At 63.1% G+C, this 18,531-nt stretch carries 1 protein-coding gene; it reads left to right on the top strand.

What is annotated here, in order from left to right; genetic code table 11:
• Positions 1–125 precede the first annotated feature (125 nt).
• A partial coding sequence (locus G8767_RS13455) for a non-ribosomal peptide synthetase (protein WP_166810445.1) occupies positions 126–18,531 on the top strand: 18,406 nt, incomplete at its 3' end.

Below are 18,531 nucleotides of genomic sequence, written 5' to 3'. Positions count from 1 at the left end.
ACCCTATCTTTGATCAATCGGCGGACTGTGTCGAGTGGTAGCCGGTTCGGTCATCTCGCGCCGCAAGCCCACAGCAATCGATGCAGGCCGTCGGTACTTTTTTCGGCAGATGAGAGAACGACGCTGTGCATGCTGATCGACGTTTCGAGCCCTTTCCGCTGACCAACGCACAACGCGGAATCTGGTTTGCCCAGCTACTGCGTACCGATGTGCCGATCACGATCGCGCAGTATGTCGTGGTCGACGGATCTCTCGACGCTGCGGTTCTCGAAAGGGCCTGCGTCGCAGCAGCGCATGAGTTCGGCTCCGGAATGCTGAAACTCCTCGAGGTGGACGGCGAACCTTTTCAGCAGATCGATTCCGACCTCAGCCAGAGCGTCGAGGTCGTCGATCTGAGCTGCGAACTCGAGCCGGAGACGGCCGCACTCGAGTGGATGCGGAACGAGTACACCCGCCCTTTCGACCTACTCACTGATCGGTTGGTGAAATCTGCGGTCCTGAGCGTCGGCGCGAACCGTCATTACTGGTACTGCCGGATCCACCATCTGGTACTCGACGGCTACGGCGCCATGAACTTCATGACACGCATCGCCGAGTTGTACTCGGCGGAGGTCGCCGGCCTCGAAGCCGGGGAATCCTCGGCCCACGATCTTGGTGCCGTGTACGCGGCCGAGGCCGAATATCGCCGTTCGCCGCGATTCACCAGGGATCGGGACTACTGGGCAGCCAAGACGGCGGAGCTTCCCGCAGCCTCGAGCCTGGCCGGCAGGCGGATGGACGCCACAGCGGGTGCTGTCGTTGTCGGACGACCACTCGACGCCGCGAATGCGATGGTCAACGCGGACGGATTCTCTTCTGTGGTGGCGGTAGCGGCCTTTGCGCTCTATTTCGCCAGTGTGACCGGCACCGAAGACGTGGTCCTGAGTTTGCCGGTGACCGCGCGAACGAACAAAGTTCTGCGTGGTTCGGGTGGAATGATCTCCAATGTCGTTCCGGTACGAGTCTCGGTGACTGCGAGGACCACCGTCGCCGAATTGAGCGCGGCAGTCCAACTGGAATTGACCGGTGCGCTCAGACATCAGCGATACCGCACCGAAGACATGCGACGCGATCGAGGCCTCGGCGCCGAGCGTGGATTCTTCGGTCCCGCGATCAACATCATGAACTTTCACCCCGAAGTGGTCCTGGGTTCGGTGACCGGTCGATTCCACGTGCTGTCGACGGGGCCGGTGGAAGACCTGTCGGTCAACATCTATCCGAGTGCGTCGGGTGAGGCGGCGAGAATCGATTTCGAGGCCAATCCCGATCTGTACGACGCGGATACCCTCAGCGACCACGTTCGTCGGTACGTCGACCTGTTGATTCGCTACGGTGACGCGCTGCCGGACACCCGGGTTCTCGATCTCGAGATCCTGAGCGACGAGGAACGGATGTCACTCGTTCCGGCGCGCGGACCTGCCGCGCTGAAGCCGATGACATTGCCCTCGATTCTCTCGACCGGCGTCACGGCGTCGCCGGAGGGGATCGCACTGCAATGTGGCGCTCGGCAGCTCACCTACCGCGAACTCGATCGACGATCCACCGTTCTTGCTCGAATGCTCATCCGGCTCGGAGTAGGACCCGGTGCCGGTGTGGCGATCGCGCTGCCCCGATCGATCGATGCCGTCGTCGCGTGGTGGTCGGTTGCCAAGACCGGCGCTGCCTGTGTTCCGGTGGACCCCGCGTACCCGATCGAACGAATCACTCACATGGTTCGGGACAGTAATGCTGTTGTAGGACTGACCGATTCGACTGTCCGACAGTTCTTGCCCGGCGATCCGGACTGGATCTCGATCGACGGATTCAGTTATGTCGGTGACGAGTCCGTTGTCGGCGACGCCGACCGCACGGCGCCGTTGCGAAGCGATCACACCGCGTATCTGATCTACACGTCCGGGTCCACCGGTACGCCGAAAGGTGTTGCCGTCACGCATAACGCGTTGGTCGATTTCACCGCCTGGGGTCGTCCTGAACTCGGCGTCGGAGTGCATTCGCGGGTACTGAGATTCTCGTCGGCAAGTTTCGACGCTTCAGTCTTCGAAATGGTCCAGGCGTTCAGTGCCGGTGCGACGATGGTCATCGCTCCGTCCGATGTCTTCGGCGGCGACGAGCTCACCGAACTATTGCGCAGCGAGCGCGTCACCCACATCATCAGCGCGCCGGCAATTCTGAGCACTGTGGACGCCACCGTTCTCCCGGATCTCGAAGCGGTCGTTGTCGGTGGCGACGTGTGTCCGCCGGATCTGGTTCGGCGCTTCGGCCCGATCTGCCGGTTCTACAACAGCTACGGCCCCACCGAATCGACGATCGTCATCACCACGACGTCTCCGCTGTCACTCGACGACGCCATCACGATCGGTTCACCCGTTCAAGGCGCACATCTGATGGTTCTGGACCGCTGGTTGCGGCCAGTGCCGGTCGGTGTGGCCGGTGAACTGTATCTCGGTGGCCCCGGATTGGCTCAGGGCTACCACGCACGTTCGGCCCTGACCGCTGCGAGTTTTGTCGCCGACCCTCTCGGCGGCGGAACTCGGTTGTACCGCACCGGTGACATAGTGCGTTGGACTCCGGAACTCTCGCTCGAGTATGTCGGCCGCTCCGATTTCCAGGTGCAGGTCAATGGACTTCGGATCGAACTCGGTGAGATCGACGCTGTTCTCGCACAGCATGAATCCGTCGATGTCGTCGTGACGCTGGCTCGCGGCACCGTGTACTCGTACGTGAAGATCAAGGCCGGCTACAGTCTCGACGAAGAGGCTCTGACCGCACACGCATCTCGATTCCTGCCCGCCCACATGGTTCCGTCGCAGTTGGTGCCGCTGGTCGACGTGCCATTGACCCCGGCCGGAAAGATCGATCGCCAAGCGTTACCCGAACCGGAACTTCGGTCGGCCGACCAGAATTACCGGGCACCGAGCGGGCCGGTCGAGCGCATCATCGCCGACGCCGCTGCGTCAGTTCTCGGCATCGAGCGAGTCGGCGTCGACGATTCGTTCTTTGCACTGGGCGGAGACAGCATCGTTGCCATCTCACTCGTCTCGCGAGCGAAATCAGCCGGCGTCGTCTTCACCCCGCGCGATGTGTTCGAACGTAAGACCGTGGCTCGATTGGCCGAAATTGCGCGTCCGGCAGATGAATCCGTTGTGCTCGACGAATTGCCGGGTGGGGGAGTGGGGTTTGTCCCCCTGACCCCGATCGCTACCGAGATCCTGGGCACGGCCGGCAGCATCGATGCCTTCTATCAAGCCGTGTCAGTCAGTGTTCCTGCTGGAGTAGATCTTTCGCGTCTCGTCGCGACTCTACAGGTAGTTGTCGATCGGCACGACGCGCTCCGTGCGCGCTTGCTGCCCGACCACTCCGGGCTCGACATTGCCCCGACCTGTGCCGTCGATACATGGGTTCGCCGAACGGTCACCGACGCGGCGCCCGGAAACCCGGAGTTCGAGGACGCTCTCACCGAGGCGACCGCAGACGCCGCCTCGAGGCTCGATCCGTACCGCGGCGTCACAGTTCAGATGGTCTGGCTCGATTCGATGCTCGGTTCGGGCCGCTTGGTCATCGTCATCCACCACCTTGTCGTAGACGGTGTCTCCTGGCGGATTCTGCTTCCCGACTTCGCCGCTGCGTGGCAACAGATCATTGACGGTGGCACACCGGTATTGATGCCCGTCGGTACGTCACTGCGGCGTTGGTCGCACGGACTCGCCGACGTGTCACCGTCGGCGGAACTCGAGTACTGGCGAGAGGTCCTCGACTCCGCCGCTGCACCTTGTGGTTCGCGTCAACTCGATGCGGAACGGGACCGGGGGTCGTCACTCCGTAGGGTGCGGATCGACATCGACCACGGCATGACGGATCACTTGTTGCGCTCCGTGCCGTCGCACTATCGGAGCGGTGTCAACGACGGATTGCTCAGCGCACTGGCCCTGGCAATACGCACCTGGAGCGGATCGCAGCGCGTGCTCGTCGCGCTCGAAGGTCACGGACGTGACGAAGACGTGCTGCCCGGCGCTGATCTGTCCCGGACCGTCGGTTGGTTCACAGCGGTGTACCCGGTCCGAATGGATCTCACCGGACTCGGAGCGGACGTACCTACGGTCGTGAAATCCGTCAAGGAACAGCTGCGAGCTACACCCGGGTCCGGCATCGGGTACGGGCTGCTACGCCGTGCCGGGATGCTGACCGGTCCGGAGCCACAGATCGGTTTCAACTACCTGGGCAAACTGTCCACCGCGGAGTTCAGCGACGAACTGCGTTCCGCCGGCTGGATTCCCGATGCCGGAATCGATCTCAACTACGGCAGTGGAAGCGATCTCGCTGTCAGCCGTGCGATCGACATCAACGCCGCGGTCGTGGACGGACCGCACGGCGAATACCTTTCGGCGACATTTGCCTTCCCCGAAGGCATCTTCGAACCCGGAGAAGTCGAGGAGCTTGCACAGTCGTGGCGCGATGCCCTGGAGAAGATTGTCGCCTCCGTCGGTGATCATGCCGGTCTCACGCCGTCCGACGTGCCTCTGGTCTCGACGTCACAGGACGAAATAGAACTGTGGGAGAAGCGGTTCGGCCACCTGGAGGACATCTGGTCGCTCTCGCCGCTGCAAGCCGGATTCCAGTTCCACGCCGGCCTCACCGCCGATACAGTCGATGTCTACACCGGCCAGATCGTTCTGTCGCTGGCTGGAATCGTCGACAGCGAGCGACTACACCGGTCGCTCTCGAGACTGTTCGAGCGTCACGCCGCGCTTCGGACCGCCTTCGTCTACGACTCGAACGGCGTTGCAGCACAGCTCGTTCTCGATTCCGTGACAAGTCCGTGGCGGGAGGTGCTCGGGGGTGACCCGCACGCCATCGCGGAACGAGAGCGTACGACGCCCTTCGATCTCTCAACCCCTCCGCTGCTTCGTGCAGTTCTGGTGCGCGAGGGTTCGGCCTCCGCGCACCTGATCGTCACCAATCACCACATTCTCTTCGACGGTTGGTCCATGCCGTTGTTGGTGCGCGATCTACTTTCGCTCTACGCCGCCGACACATCGCTCTCGGCTCCTGCTCGGTCGTACCGCACGTATCTGGACTGGCTGGCCGAACAAGACAACGGCGAGGCATTGGAACGGTGGACCGGCGCGCTGGCGGGGGCGGACGAACCGACGCTGATCGCACCGCACCGCGCCGAATCCTCCGTGCACGCAGTTCCCGTGGACGTCGACGTCCCGCTGGAAGCCTCGTCGACCGAGGCCGTCGTCGCGTTGGCCAAGCGCACCGGGGTCACGGTCAACACCGTCGTCCAGACAGCATGGGGCCTGCTGCTGGGTGGAATGCTCGGGCGTGACGACGTCGTGTTCGGCGCCACCGTCTCCGGTCGACCCGCGTCGCTGACCGGGGTCGAAGACATTCTCGGCCTGTTCATCAACACCGTCCCCGTTCGCGTCCGCGTGGACCCGGACGGTTCGGTTTCCGAACTGCTCGAACAAGTTCAGTCCGAGCAGGTCCGGTTGCTCGACAGCCATCACGTCGGTCTTGCCGAGGTGCAGTCGGCGGTGGGCGCCGGCGCGGTGTTCGACACGTTGACGGTGTTCGAGTCGTATCCCGTGGATCGTTCGGCGCTCGAATCCGCGACGGACATCGCCGGGATGCGCATCACGGGTATCGAGGTCGCAGACGCGACTCATTACCCGCTGGCGCTGGTCACCGTCCTCGAACCGAGCCTCCGTCTCACCATCGAGTACGCACCCGACGCAATGGACCACGACGCCACGGTGCGTCTGGGCGGACGTCTCGCATCGATACTCGCTGCGATGACCGACGAGAGTGTCCGCATCCGGGACATCGACTCTCTCGACGATGCCGAACGTCGGCTCGTGCTCGACGAGTGGAACAACACTTCCCACCCTGTGGTCGATGCGACGCTGCTCGATCTGATCTTCGCCGACGCTGACGTCGCCGACATGTCCGGTGCTGCAGTGACCTTCGGAGACGCGACGGTCAGCAACTGCGAATTCCGTGCCCAGGTCAACTCTCTTGCTCGCCACCTCGTCGACTGTGGGGTCGGGCCCGAGTCTCTCGTTGCGATCGCGCTGCAACGAAGTGCGCATTACGTGGTCGCGGTCCACGCCGTCATCGCCGCAGGTGGAGCGTATCTTCCGATCGATCCGAAACACCCGGGTGAGCGGATCCGGCACGTGCTCGACATAGGAGCACCATCGGTAGTGCTGTCGATGACGGCCGATGCCGCATCTCTGCCTGCGGAGATCGAGCCGGTGCTTCTCGACGAGATCGATCTTTCGGCGTACTCCACCGACCGGATCGAGGACGTCGAGCGACTCGGTCACGTATCTCCGGATCACGTTGCCTACGTGATGTTCACGTCCGGGTCCACCGGGAAACCCAAAGGTGTTGCAGTCTCGCATCGTGCGATAGTCAATCGCCTGCTGTGGATGCAACATCAATACCCGCTCTCGCCTCGGGATGTCGTGCTGCACAAGACGCCGGCCACCTTCGACGTTTCGGTGTGGGAGTTGTTCTGGCCGTTCGTCACCGGTTCGAGGCTGGTCGTAGCCGAACCCGACGGACACCGCGATGCGCGTTACCTGTCGGAGTTGATCGCTCGCGAAGGTGTCACCACCTTGCACTTCGTCCCGTCGATGCTCGACGTCTTTCTCGTCGACGGAGATCTCTCGCAACTCGAGTCCGTTCGAAGGGTGTTCGCAAGCGGTGAGGCACTTCCGCGTGCGACGGTGAGTCGCTTTCACGAACGAATCGGTGCAGATCTGCACAATCTCTACGGTCCCACCGAAGCTGCCGTGGACGTGACGTTCCACGAGACGGATTCCGCGGCAACGGGCCCGGTGCCGATCGGGGCTCCGGTCTGGAACACTCGAACCTACGTGCTGGATCAGCGCCTGACGCCCAGCCCGATAGGAGTTCCGGGAGAGCTGTATCTCGCGGGAGTGCAGCTCGCCCGTGGCTACGTGGATCGTCCTGATCTGACTGCAGATCGCTTTGTGGCCAACCCTTTCGGCACTGGGCGCTTGTACCGCACCGGTGACCTCGTCATGTGGAATGCCCGTGGTGAGATCGAGTATCTCGGGCGTACCGATTTTCAGGTGAAGCTTCGCGGACAGCGCTTGGAACTCGGCGAGATCGACGCCGTCCTGGTGGAACTCACGGGTGTTCTCTCCGCCGTCACCGTCGTACACGAGGATCGCCTGGTCGCTTACGTCACTGCTGAATCGGCAACCGACACTGCGCTTCTCGCCGCTCATGCGCGGGCGAAGTTGCCCACATACATGGTCCCCTCCGTCTTCGTGATCTTGTCGTCGATGCCGCTCGGTCCGAACGGTAAACTTGACAGGCGAGCTCTGCCGGAACCGGATGTGGCAGCAGAAGAATACGTCGCTCCGTCCTCCGAATCCGAAAAAGCCATTGCGGCAATCTTTTCCGAGCTCGTCGGAGTGGACCGTATCGGCGTCACCGCCGACTACTTTGTCCTCGGTGGCAACTCGCTCACGGCTACGCGGGCCGTGGCGCGGATAAATTCGGCGCTGGGATCCTCGCTGGGTGTTCGAGAACTGTTCGATGCTCCGACGGTCGGTGCGCTGGCTGAACTTGTCGCAGACGGTGATCGGCCCACGGGCACAGGGCTCGCTCCACGGCAGCGACCGGAACGGATTCCGCTCTCACCGGCCCAGCAGAGAATGTGGTTCCTCAACCGTTTCGATCCGGAATCCGGGGCATACAACATTGCAGCAGCACTCTCGCTGTCGGGCGACCTGAACGTCCAGGTTCTGCACCAGGCGATCAGCGACGTCGTCGACCGGCACGAGGTGCTGCGAACTCTCTATCCTGATTCGGAGCAGGGGCCGTACCAGCGCATTCTCGACGAGGTGCCGGTCGATCTCGAACCGGTGGATGTCAGTGACCCAGTCGCGGTGATCAGCGAAGTGGTCGGCAGCGGGTTCGACGTCACCACTGAGGTCCCCGTGCGGGTCGCGCTTCTGCGGTCCTCTGGGCGAGAGCACGTTCTTGTTCTGGTCGTTCACCACATCAGCGGCGACGGGTGGTCGATGCAGCCACTGGCCGCGGACGTGATGACGGCATACGCATCGAGGTTGGCGGGCGAGGCGCCGCAGTGGACGCCGTTGAGTGTCCACTACGCGGACTACACGCTCTGGAAGATCGATTCTCTCGGCGACGAGGACGATCCGCGGTCGGAGGCGTCACGGCAGATCGACTACTGGCGCGGCGCATTGACGAACGTGCCGACTCGCCTCGATTTCCCCACGGACCGAACGCATCCGCCCGTCGCCTCGTATCGCGGAGGGACGGTGTCGTCGGCAGTTTCCGCTCAGACCTACAGCGCCGTGGAATCCCTGGCTCGCAGCACTCGATCCACACCGTTCATGGTCCTGCACTCCGCATTGTCGGTTCTGCTGTCCCGGATGGCGGGGGAGACCGACATCGCGATCGGCACCCCGGTCAGCGGACGCGGCGATCGGACCCTCGACAATCTCGTCGGCATGTTCGTCGGGACCGTGGTTCTTCGGACACAAGTGGATCCGGCCGCAACTTTCCGCGCACTGCTCGAGATGACCCGCAACGCCGACCTCTCGGCATTTGCCCACGCCGACATTCCCTTCGAGCGTCTGGTGGAGGTGCTCGACCCGCCTCGTTCGTCGGCGCACCACCCCCTCTTCCAGGTAGTACTCGCCACCGGCGATATTCCGACTCCATCCGTGCAGCTTCCCGGCCTTACCGTCTCTCAGGTCGCGTTGGATGCGAGGATCTCGAAATTCGATCTCCAACTGGATGTGTCGTCTCCGGGCCCGGACGGGTCGGTGACCACGACGTGGACCTATGCAGTCGACATCTTCGACGAACCGACCGTGCGCGAGATCGCGGCTCGGTTTGCCGCCGTTCTCGACACTGTCGTCGCTGAACCGGAATCAGTGGTCGGCGACCTCGATCTGCGGACGATGCCAGAGATCGAACGCCAGGAAGCTGCAGATACGGTCGCTCTGGCAGAACTGACGCTGCCGGAGATACTTGCTGCCGGCGTCAGCAGGTCGAACGGCGGTTCGGCGTTGCTGTGCGGCGACCTCGAACTCTCGTACGACGACGTAGACCGGCGCACCAATCGGTGGGCGCGGGCACTCGTCGCGCAAGGAATCGGTCCCGAATCGGTAGTGGCGATTGCCATTCCACGATCTGTGACGTCCGTCCTCGCGACCTGGGCCGTCGCCAAGACCGGAGCCGCTTTCGTGCCCGTCGACCCGAGTTACCCGGCCGAGCGTATCGAGCACATGCTCACCGATTCGGGTGCAGTCCTGACGCTGACCGACGACGTGGCGGTGTCATTGGATCGCGCCGATGTCGGCGACGCTCGACTCGTCGACTCCGAACGCACGTCACCGATTCGGATGGACAACACCGCGTACGTCATCTACACGTCGGGATCGACCGGCGTTCCCAAGGGCGTCGCCGTCTCGCATGCGGGGCTGGCGGCGTTGGTCGGCGAACAGGTTCGACGATACGGACTCGACAACCGCAGTCGTACCATGCATTTCGCCTCACCGAGCTTCGATGCTTCGGTGCTCGAACTGGCAATGGCCGTTGGTGCGGGCGCCGCGATGCTTGTTGTTCCCACCGGAGTTTACGGCGGTGCCGAGCTGGCAGATCTCATGCGCGCGTCGAAGATCACCCATGCGTTCGTGACCCCGGCAGCTCTGGCCACGGTCGAACCGGCGGACGTTCCCGATCTGGGTGTCGTGATCGTCGGGGGTGAAGCGTGCGACGCTGCGTTGGCCGCGCTGTGGGCACCGACACGAAAGATGTTCAACGCGTACGGTCCCACCGAGTCCACCGTCATGGCTACCCTCGCGGGACCCATGTCGGCGACCGATCGGATCACCATCGGTGGTCCCGTTGTCGGGACCGTCGCACATGTTCTCGACTCTCGCCTCCGTCCCGTTCCGGACGGTGTGACAGGTGAGCTGTATCTGAGTGGGCGTGGACTGGCCCGCGGTTACCACCGTCGCGGCGACCTGACGGCAGCGCGATTCGTTGCCGATCCCGCACGCTCGGGCCTGCGGATGTACCGCACCGGCGACCTCGTGCGACGTCGTGGAACGGAACTCGAGTATCTCGGTCGTAGCGATTCACAGGTCAAGATTCGTGGGTTCCGCATCGAACTCGGTGAGATCGACGCAGTGCTCGCCGTGCACGCGGGCGTGCGAACTGCGGTGACGACCGCACACCAGACCGACGGGCTGCACTCGTACGTCGTTGGTGAGCATCTGGACCCGGAGGAAGTACGCACCTTCGTCTCCAGTCTGCTACCCGCACATATGATTCCGGACTCCGTGATCGTCGTCGAGGAGATTCCGCTGACACCGGCCGGCAAAGTCGATTACCGAGCACTACCCGCGCCGACGATGCATCGGAACGCGTTCGTCGCACCGGTTACGAAGACGGAGACGTTGATCAGCCGGATCTTCGGCGACGTTCTGGATGTCGACCAGGTGAGCGTGGTGGACGACTTCTTCGACCTCGGTGGAAACTCGCTGAGCGCTACCCGAGTGATGGGACGAGTCGGCACCGAACTCTCGGTTGCCCTCCCGGTTCGGGTCCTCTTCGACGCCAGGACAGTCGCGGCGCTCGCTGCGGTAGTCGACGGAGCACACCGCAGTACCCGTCTCACTCTGACGGCCGGGCCCAGGCCGGATCGGATCCCGCTCTCGCCCGCGCAATCACGAATGTGGATTCTCAATCGATACGATCCCACCTCACCCGCATACAACATCCCGCTCGTCCTTCGCCTGCGCGGGCAGCTCGATTCCTCAGCTCTGCGAGAAGCGCTGTCGGACATCCTTCTTCGTCACGAATCCCTGCGAACCATCTTCCCCGAAGACGCAGCTGGGCCCTATCAGTCCGTTCTCGGAGATGCCGACATACCCTTCCGTCACACGGTGGTTTCTCCCGAACAGGCTGCCGACCTGATTGTCGGCGCTCTGAGCGAGGGCTTCGACGTCACCCGGGAAATCCCGTTGCGGGTGAATCTGTTCGAACTCTCGGACGACGAACACATCCTGGCCGCCGTGGTTCACCACATCGCCGCGGACGGTGCGTCAGTGGCGCCGCTCGCTCGGGATCTGGTTCTCGCCTACTCGGCACGCCGTTCGGGAGCAGAGTCGTCGCTGACCCCCCTGGTAGTTCAGTATCCCGACTACAGCGTGTGGCAGCACCAGGTCCTCGGTTCGGAAAGTGACCGGACCAGTGTTGCTTCGAGGCAGGCCGAGTACTGGCGTGACCAGTTGGCCGGAGCGCCGGAGCTTCTCGAACTGCCCACCGATTTCCCGCGGCCGGCGATTGCGTCGTTACGCGGAGCGAGCACCGAACTGGTGCTGACGTCCGAGATGACCGGCGCTGTGAAGCAGGTGGGCCGCACGCACGGAGCCACGCCATTCATGGTGCTTCATGCGGCCCTCGCGGTTCTTCTGTCCAACCTCGCCGCGACCGATGACGTGGTGATCGGGACACCGATTTCCGGACGCGGCGAACCGGCGCTGGACGACGTGGTCGGAATGTTCGTCGGCACGGTGGCCCTGCGTAGCCGTCTCACGCCGGCGATGTCGTTCCTGGATTTGTTGGCCCAGGTGCGAGCCACCGACCTCGCTGCATTCGAGAATGCGGACCTACCGTTCGAGCGGCTGATCGACATTCTGCAACCCCCTCGATCCCAGGCCCACGCGCCGATATTCCAGGTGGCACTCTCGCAAGAGCAGGAGGGAACTGCGGCATTCGCGCTGCCCGGCCTCGAGATCGAGGCCGTGGAGAACGCAGTCGTGCCCTCGAAGTTCGACATCCAGGTCACGATGGTCGAGCACGCTGATTCGATGAATCTCACCTGGACCTACGCCACAGATCTCTTCGCCGGCGAGTCCGTGGACGGATTTGCGGAGCGGTTCCACCGGATTCTCGCGCAGATTGTGGAGGCTCCCGACACGGCCGTCGCTGATATCGACGTACTGGCCGAGGACGAATACACCAGGCTCACGTCCGTACTCGGTCCGCCTGCGCCAACAGTTCGCACCCTGGCGGATCTTCTGACCCTGCATTCGGAATCCGAGAGTGTGGCTATCGTCTCCGAGTCGTGTGTCGAGATGACGTACAGCGAGCTGGATTTGCGATCCTCGCAGCTGGCTCGTCTCCTCATCGAGCGCGGAGCAGGCCCCGAAACGGCTGTCGCAGTTTCTCTTCCGCGATCGGCTGAATCCATTCTCGCGCTGTGGGCCGTGGCCAAGACGGGCGCAACGTACGTTCCGGTGGATCCGACATACCCCGACGAGCGCATCGCTCACATGCTGAGAGACTCCGGTGCGCGGGCCGTCGTCACCGACTCCGTGACGGCGCCGACACTTCCGAACGGAATCGACACGATCGAGGTCGACGATCTCGATCTCGATCGATATTTCGCAGGGAAGGTCACCGATGTCGATCGGATCCGTCCACTGCACGTCGATCAGGTTGCCTACCTGATCTACACGTCAGGCTCGACCGGTCTCCCCAAGGGGGTCGCCGTCACTCACCGCGGATTGTCCGTGTTCTCCGCCCGCACCCGCACCGATCTGGCGGTATCGCGAGACTCTCGGGTATTGCGACTGTCTTCCGCGAGTTTCGACGCCTCGATGTTCGAGATGATCCTCGCGTTCACTGCCGGTGCGACGATGGTGGTCGCTCCGCCGACGGTCATCGCCGGTGACGAACTCACCGACGTGATCCGGCGTCACCACATCACTCACGTGGTGACAGCGCCGGCGGCGATGACGACCGTCGATGCGACTACGCTCGCCGACCTCGAAACCGTGGTGCTCGGTGGCGACGTTTTCCCACCACAGCTGCTCGACCGTTTTCACGACACGACACGACTCTTCAACAGCTACGGCCCGACTGAGAGCACCATCGTCATCACCAAGACCGGGGCTCTCCCCGAGACTGTGGCGCTGTTCGGTGACGGTGTACAAGGAGGTGACCGTTCACTCACGTCCGTCACGATCGGCACACCGCTCGAAGGCGCCCATGTTCTGGTCCTCGATTCCGCCCTCAATCCCGTCCCCGTCGGGGTCAGGGGTGAGCTGTATCTGTCGGGCCCAGGCCTGGCTCGCGGGTATCACCGACGCGAGGGGTTGACCGCAGAACGCTTCGTCGCGAACCCGTTCGGGGCACCGGGCGCGAGGATGTACCGGACCGGTGACGTGGTCACCTGGACCGGCCAGGGCGAACTGGCCTACTGCGGACGATCCGACGCCCAGGTTCAGCTTCGCGGGCTCCGCATCGAACTGGGAGAGATCGAATCAGCTCTCGCCTCCGTCCGCGGAGTGATCGCCTCCGCTGCCACCGTTCACCGACATGACTCTCTCGGCGATCAACTCGTCGGTTATGTCACCGTCACAGGTGCGGTGTCGGCGGAGCACATCCTCGACGCCGTCGCAGCGGTGTTGCCCCGAGCCTCGGTGCCCACTGCTGTCGTCCTGCTGGATTCGCTACCCCTGACTCCGGCCGGGAAGCTCGATCGCGCAGCACTTCCCGTTCCGGCGTTCATCGCCTCGGCGACGTTCAGGGCGCCGACGACACTCGCGGAGATTCGTGTCGCGAGTGCTTTCGTCGACGTTCTCGGTACCGACACCGTCGGAGCAGAAGACAGTTTCTTCGAGCTGGGTGGAAACTCGCTCAGTGCCACACGGGCGATTGCCCGCGTCAACGCTTCGTTCGGGGTCAAACTCGGTGTTCGTGCGCTGTTCGAGGCACCCTCTGTCGCAGAACTGGCTCTGCTGGCGGGCTCGGCAGAACGCGATGACCAGCCTCGATTGGAAGCGCGACCGCGACCCGAACGTATTCCGCTCTCGCCGGCGCAGACTCGGATGTGGTTCCTCAATCGATTCGACGCCGCGGCTGCCACGGACAACCTACCGCTCGCGCTTCGTCTGAGCGGCACCCTGGACGCGTCTGTATTGGCGCTTGCGCTTCGTGACGTCGTCGAACGTCACGAGTCGTTGCGTACCTACTATCCCGATACCGCGGACGGACCCCGTCAGGAGATCCTGTCCGCGTCGTCGGTGGATCTCGATCTGGTTCAGCACGACGTCACCGACGCCGAAGCGCTGGAACGGCTCTTCGCTCTGGCCGGCGCCGGATTCGACGTGACGACTGCTGTACCGCTGCGGACCGCTTTGTATCGAATCTCCGAGACCGAGCATGTGCTCGCCGTCGTGATGCATCACATCGCATCGGACGGATCGTCACTCGGGCCCCTGGCAGCCGACGTCATGGGCGCCTATGTCTCGCGTTCTACGGGTGACGCTCCGCAGTGGGAGCCGTTGCCCGTTCAGTACGCGGATTACGCTCTCTGGCAACACGATCTGCTCGGAACCGAATCCGAACCTTCAGGTGTTGCTCAGGCGCAAATACAGTTCTGGACGTCCACGCTCGCCGGAATTCCGGACCAGTTGAATCTGCCGACGGACCGGCAGCGTCCGGCCCGTCAGAGCTATCGGGGCAAGGAGATTCACTTCACGATCGGCTCGGACACCGCCGATCGACTGCGTGATCTCGCCGCCGGATCAGGCTCGAGCCTGTTCATGGTCGTCCACGCCGCGTTCGCAGTACTACTTGCAAGGCTGGGAGACAGCGCCGACATCACTATCGGTTCGCCCATCGCGGGACGTGGACACGAGTCGCTCGACGCGCTCGTGGGGATGTTCGTGAACACCTTGGCACTTCGAACCCAGGTGAACACGGCGGCGCCGTTCACGGAACTGCTCGACCACACCCGCGATCAGGATCTCGCCGCCTTCGCGCATGCGGACCTGCCGTTCGAGAAGCTCGTCGAGATCATCGATCCCGTCAGATCGACGGCACGCCATCCGTTGTTCCAGGTGGCACTGTCCTTCCAGAACCTCACGCCGACGATGTTCGCGCTACCCGGACTGCAGATTGCGGCAGTTGGCGCCCCAGTCGAGACGGCGAAGTTCGATCTCCACCTGACAGTCACCCCGGGGGAGTCGGGTGCGATGTCGGCGTCGTTCACCTACGCGACGGATCTGTTCGACCAATCCACGGTGGCGACATTCGCCAATCGCCTGCTGCGCGTGCTCGATTCGATCGGTCATGACGCGAACGTCACGGTAGGCGACATCGCTCTGCTCGGCGACGAAGAGATCGCGGCCACCGTCAAGACGTGGAACGACACCAACACCGTCGTTCCGGAGACAACCCTCGCGGATCTGTTCGACGCCCAGGTGCACAGAACACCGAACGCCGAAGCACTGGTTTTCGGTGACCGTCGCCTGACCTATGCCGAGTTCGACGCCGAAAGCAATCGCCTGGCGCGATATCTGATCGGAATCGGTGTCGGCCCGGAAGTGACTGTTGCGCTCAATCTTCGGCGTTCCGTCGAACTGGTCGTGTGCATGTACGCGGTGGTGAAGGCGGGCGGAGCCTACGTTCCTCTCGACCCGGATCAGGCGGCAGAACGCACGGCGCACATACTCGAATCCGCCGAGACCGCCGTTGTTCTGAACACTTCTCACGATTCAGTCGACGGGCCGTACCATGTCGTGGACGTCGACACACTCGAGCTGGACGGTATCGACGGGTCGCCCGTTCGGGACACAGAACGCCTCGCACCCCTGCACACGGACAACATCGCGTATGCGATTTACACCTCCGGATCCACCGGAAAGCCCAAGGGCGTAGCGATCTCCCATCGAGCGATCACCAATCAACTCTTGTGGAAGCAGGCTCAGTTCCCTCTCGATGTCGATGACCGTGTGCTCGTCAAAACCGCAGCCACCTTCGACCTGTCGGTCTGGGAGTACTGGTGGGCGTTGCAGACCGGTGCCTGCCTGATTCTCGCCGAGTCGGGAGCCCAGCAGGACGGTGACTACCTCACGTTGCTCATGGAGCGCGAGCAGGTGACTACGCTGCATGCCGTTCCCTCGATGTTGTCACTGCTCAGTGCCTCCGCGCGTCGGCTGCCGAGTTCTCTGACCCGGATCCTGTGCATCGGTGAGGCACTGCCGGTACAGACCGCCAAGGATGTGCGAGATCAGAGTTCGGCGCAGGTCTACAACCTGTACGGCCCCACGGAGGCCGCGGTCAGCGTCACGGCACACCGAACGAGCGATGTCGACGTGGCGACTGTTCCGATCGGAACTCCCGCATGGAACACACGATTGCATGTACTCGACGACCGCCTTCATCCGGTTCCGGTCGGTGTTGCAGGTGAGCTCTATCTCGCCGGAGTTCAGCTGGCCCGTGGGTACATCGGGGATCCGGGGCAGAACGCGACTCGTTTCGTCGCCGATCCGAATGAAACGGGAGAGCGCCTCTATCGAACCGGCGATCTCGTTCGGTGGAATGCGGCGGGCAGTCTCGAATACCTCGAGCGTGCAGATTTCCAGGTCAAGGTTCGAGGCTTCCGCATAGAACTCGGTGAGATCGAAACAGCGTTGCGCGCCGAGCCGTCGATTCAGGATGCGGTAGTCACGGTCACGACGTCAGCCACCGGCGAGCAACACCTGGTCGGTTACGTTACCGCGGTCGAGGGTTCGACAGTCGAGAAGTCGGTGATCCTGACCCGACTGCGTGCCACCCTGCCCGGCTACATGGTGCCGACTGTCCTGATGACACTCCACGCCCTCCCCCTGGGGAGTACAGGCAAGGTGGATCGACAGGCGCTCCCGGAACCGATCTTCGAGGCACGTCGATTCCGCGCACCCACCACGCCTGCCGAACTGTCGGTAGCCACCGCTTTTGCCGAGATCCTCGGTGACGGGAAGACCGACGAAGTGGGAGTCGACGACGACTTCTTCGAACGCGGCGGCAATTCGCTCAGTGCGACTCGGTTGCTCGGACGGATCAACGCCGCGGTGGGCACCGACCTGCCCGTGCGTGTGGTCTTCGAGTCGCCCACCGTCGCAGCGTTGGCTGCAGTAGTGGAAACTGCCGAGCTTTCGCGGCGACCCGCGCTGGGTTCGCAGCCGAGACCGGTGAGGATTCCGCTCTCACCGGCGCAGACTCGTATGTGGTTCCTCAACCGGTTCGATCCCGGTTCGTCGGCGTACAGCATCCCGGTGGTTCTTCGATTCGTCGGTCCGCTGGATGTCGAGGCGCTGCGCGTGAGTGTCGCCGACGTGATCGCCCGTCACGAGATCTTGAGAACTGTGTACCCGGAGTACGACGGGATGGGATACCAAGAGATTGTCGAGGCACCTCAGGTTCCCGAGATCCTCGATGTCATTGCCATTGAGGAGAATTCGCTCCACGACGTGCTGGTCGAGGTGCTCGGTGCGTCGTTCGACGTCACGTCCGAAATTCCCGTGCGAGCTCATCTGTTCCAGCTCGACGAGTTCGAGTTCGTGCTGGCGATGTCGGTGCATCACATTGCGGGTGACGGTTTCTCGATGGGTCCGTTGACGCGTGATGTGATGGTGGCGTACGAGGCGCGGACCCGAGGGGTGGAGCCGTCGTGGTCGCCGCTCGAGGTGCAGTACGCGGATTACGCGTTGTGGCAGCTCGAGATGTTGGGTTCGGAAGAATCGTCGACCTCGCTGATCTCGCGCCAGCTCGCGTTCTGGTCGGACATGCTCGACGGCTTGCCCTCCGTCCTCGAACTCCCGTTGGATCGGCCCCGCCCCGCGGTGGCTTCCGGTCGTGGATCGGTTCTGAACGCTCATCTCGAACCTGTCCTGCAACAGGCGATTTCCGATTTGGCTCGACGGCATCGCGCGACGCCTTTCATGGTGCTGCACGCGGCTCTGGCTGTTGTACTGTCGCGGTTCACCGGCAGTTACGACTTCGCCGTCGGGACGCCGACGGCCGGGCGCGGAGAACGCATGCTCGACGATGTGGTCGGCATGTTCGTCGGGACCGTGGTGTTGCGCACCAGCGTCGATCCAGATGAGCAGTTCCTCGACCTGCTGTCCCGCCTCCGCGACGCCGACCTCCAGGCTTTCGCTCACAGTGACGTGCCGTTCGAGCGTCTGGTGGAGTTGCTCGATCCGGTTCGCTCGCAGTCGTATTCACCGCTCTTCCAGGTCGGTCTCGCGCTGCAGAACCATCTCGATTTACGATTGACTCTCGACGGGCTGCATATCGAGAGCATCGAACCTACGGTGGTGAGCACCCAGGTCGACCTCGATTTTGTCGCGGCGGAACAGTTCGACAACGACGGTCGACCTTCCGGGCTCGTCGTTCAGCTGACGTACGCCACGGATCTCTTCGAGGAATCCACTGCCTCCCGTCTGATGTACGCGTTCGAGTCGGTCTTGACTACTGCTGTAGCAGAACCGGATCGGCGAGTGGAACTTTTCGCCGTGGAGTCTGTGGTTGAGCGTGGGTTGGTGTTGGGGGGTGTGAACGTTACGGATCGTTGGGTTGAGGATGTGACGTTGGCGGATCTGGTGGCGGCTTCGGTTGAGGTGTCGTCGGGTCGTG

The sequence above is a fragment of the Rhodococcus sp. IC4_135 genome (assembly GCF_011602025.1).
GTDB classification, from domain to species: domain Bacteria; phylum Actinomycetota; class Actinomycetes; order Mycobacteriales; family Mycobacteriaceae; genus Rhodococcus_F; species Rhodococcus_F baikonurensis.
The sequence above is the reverse complement of the archived record's forward strand: the minus strand, read 5'-3'. Positions and strand labels throughout refer to the sequence as shown.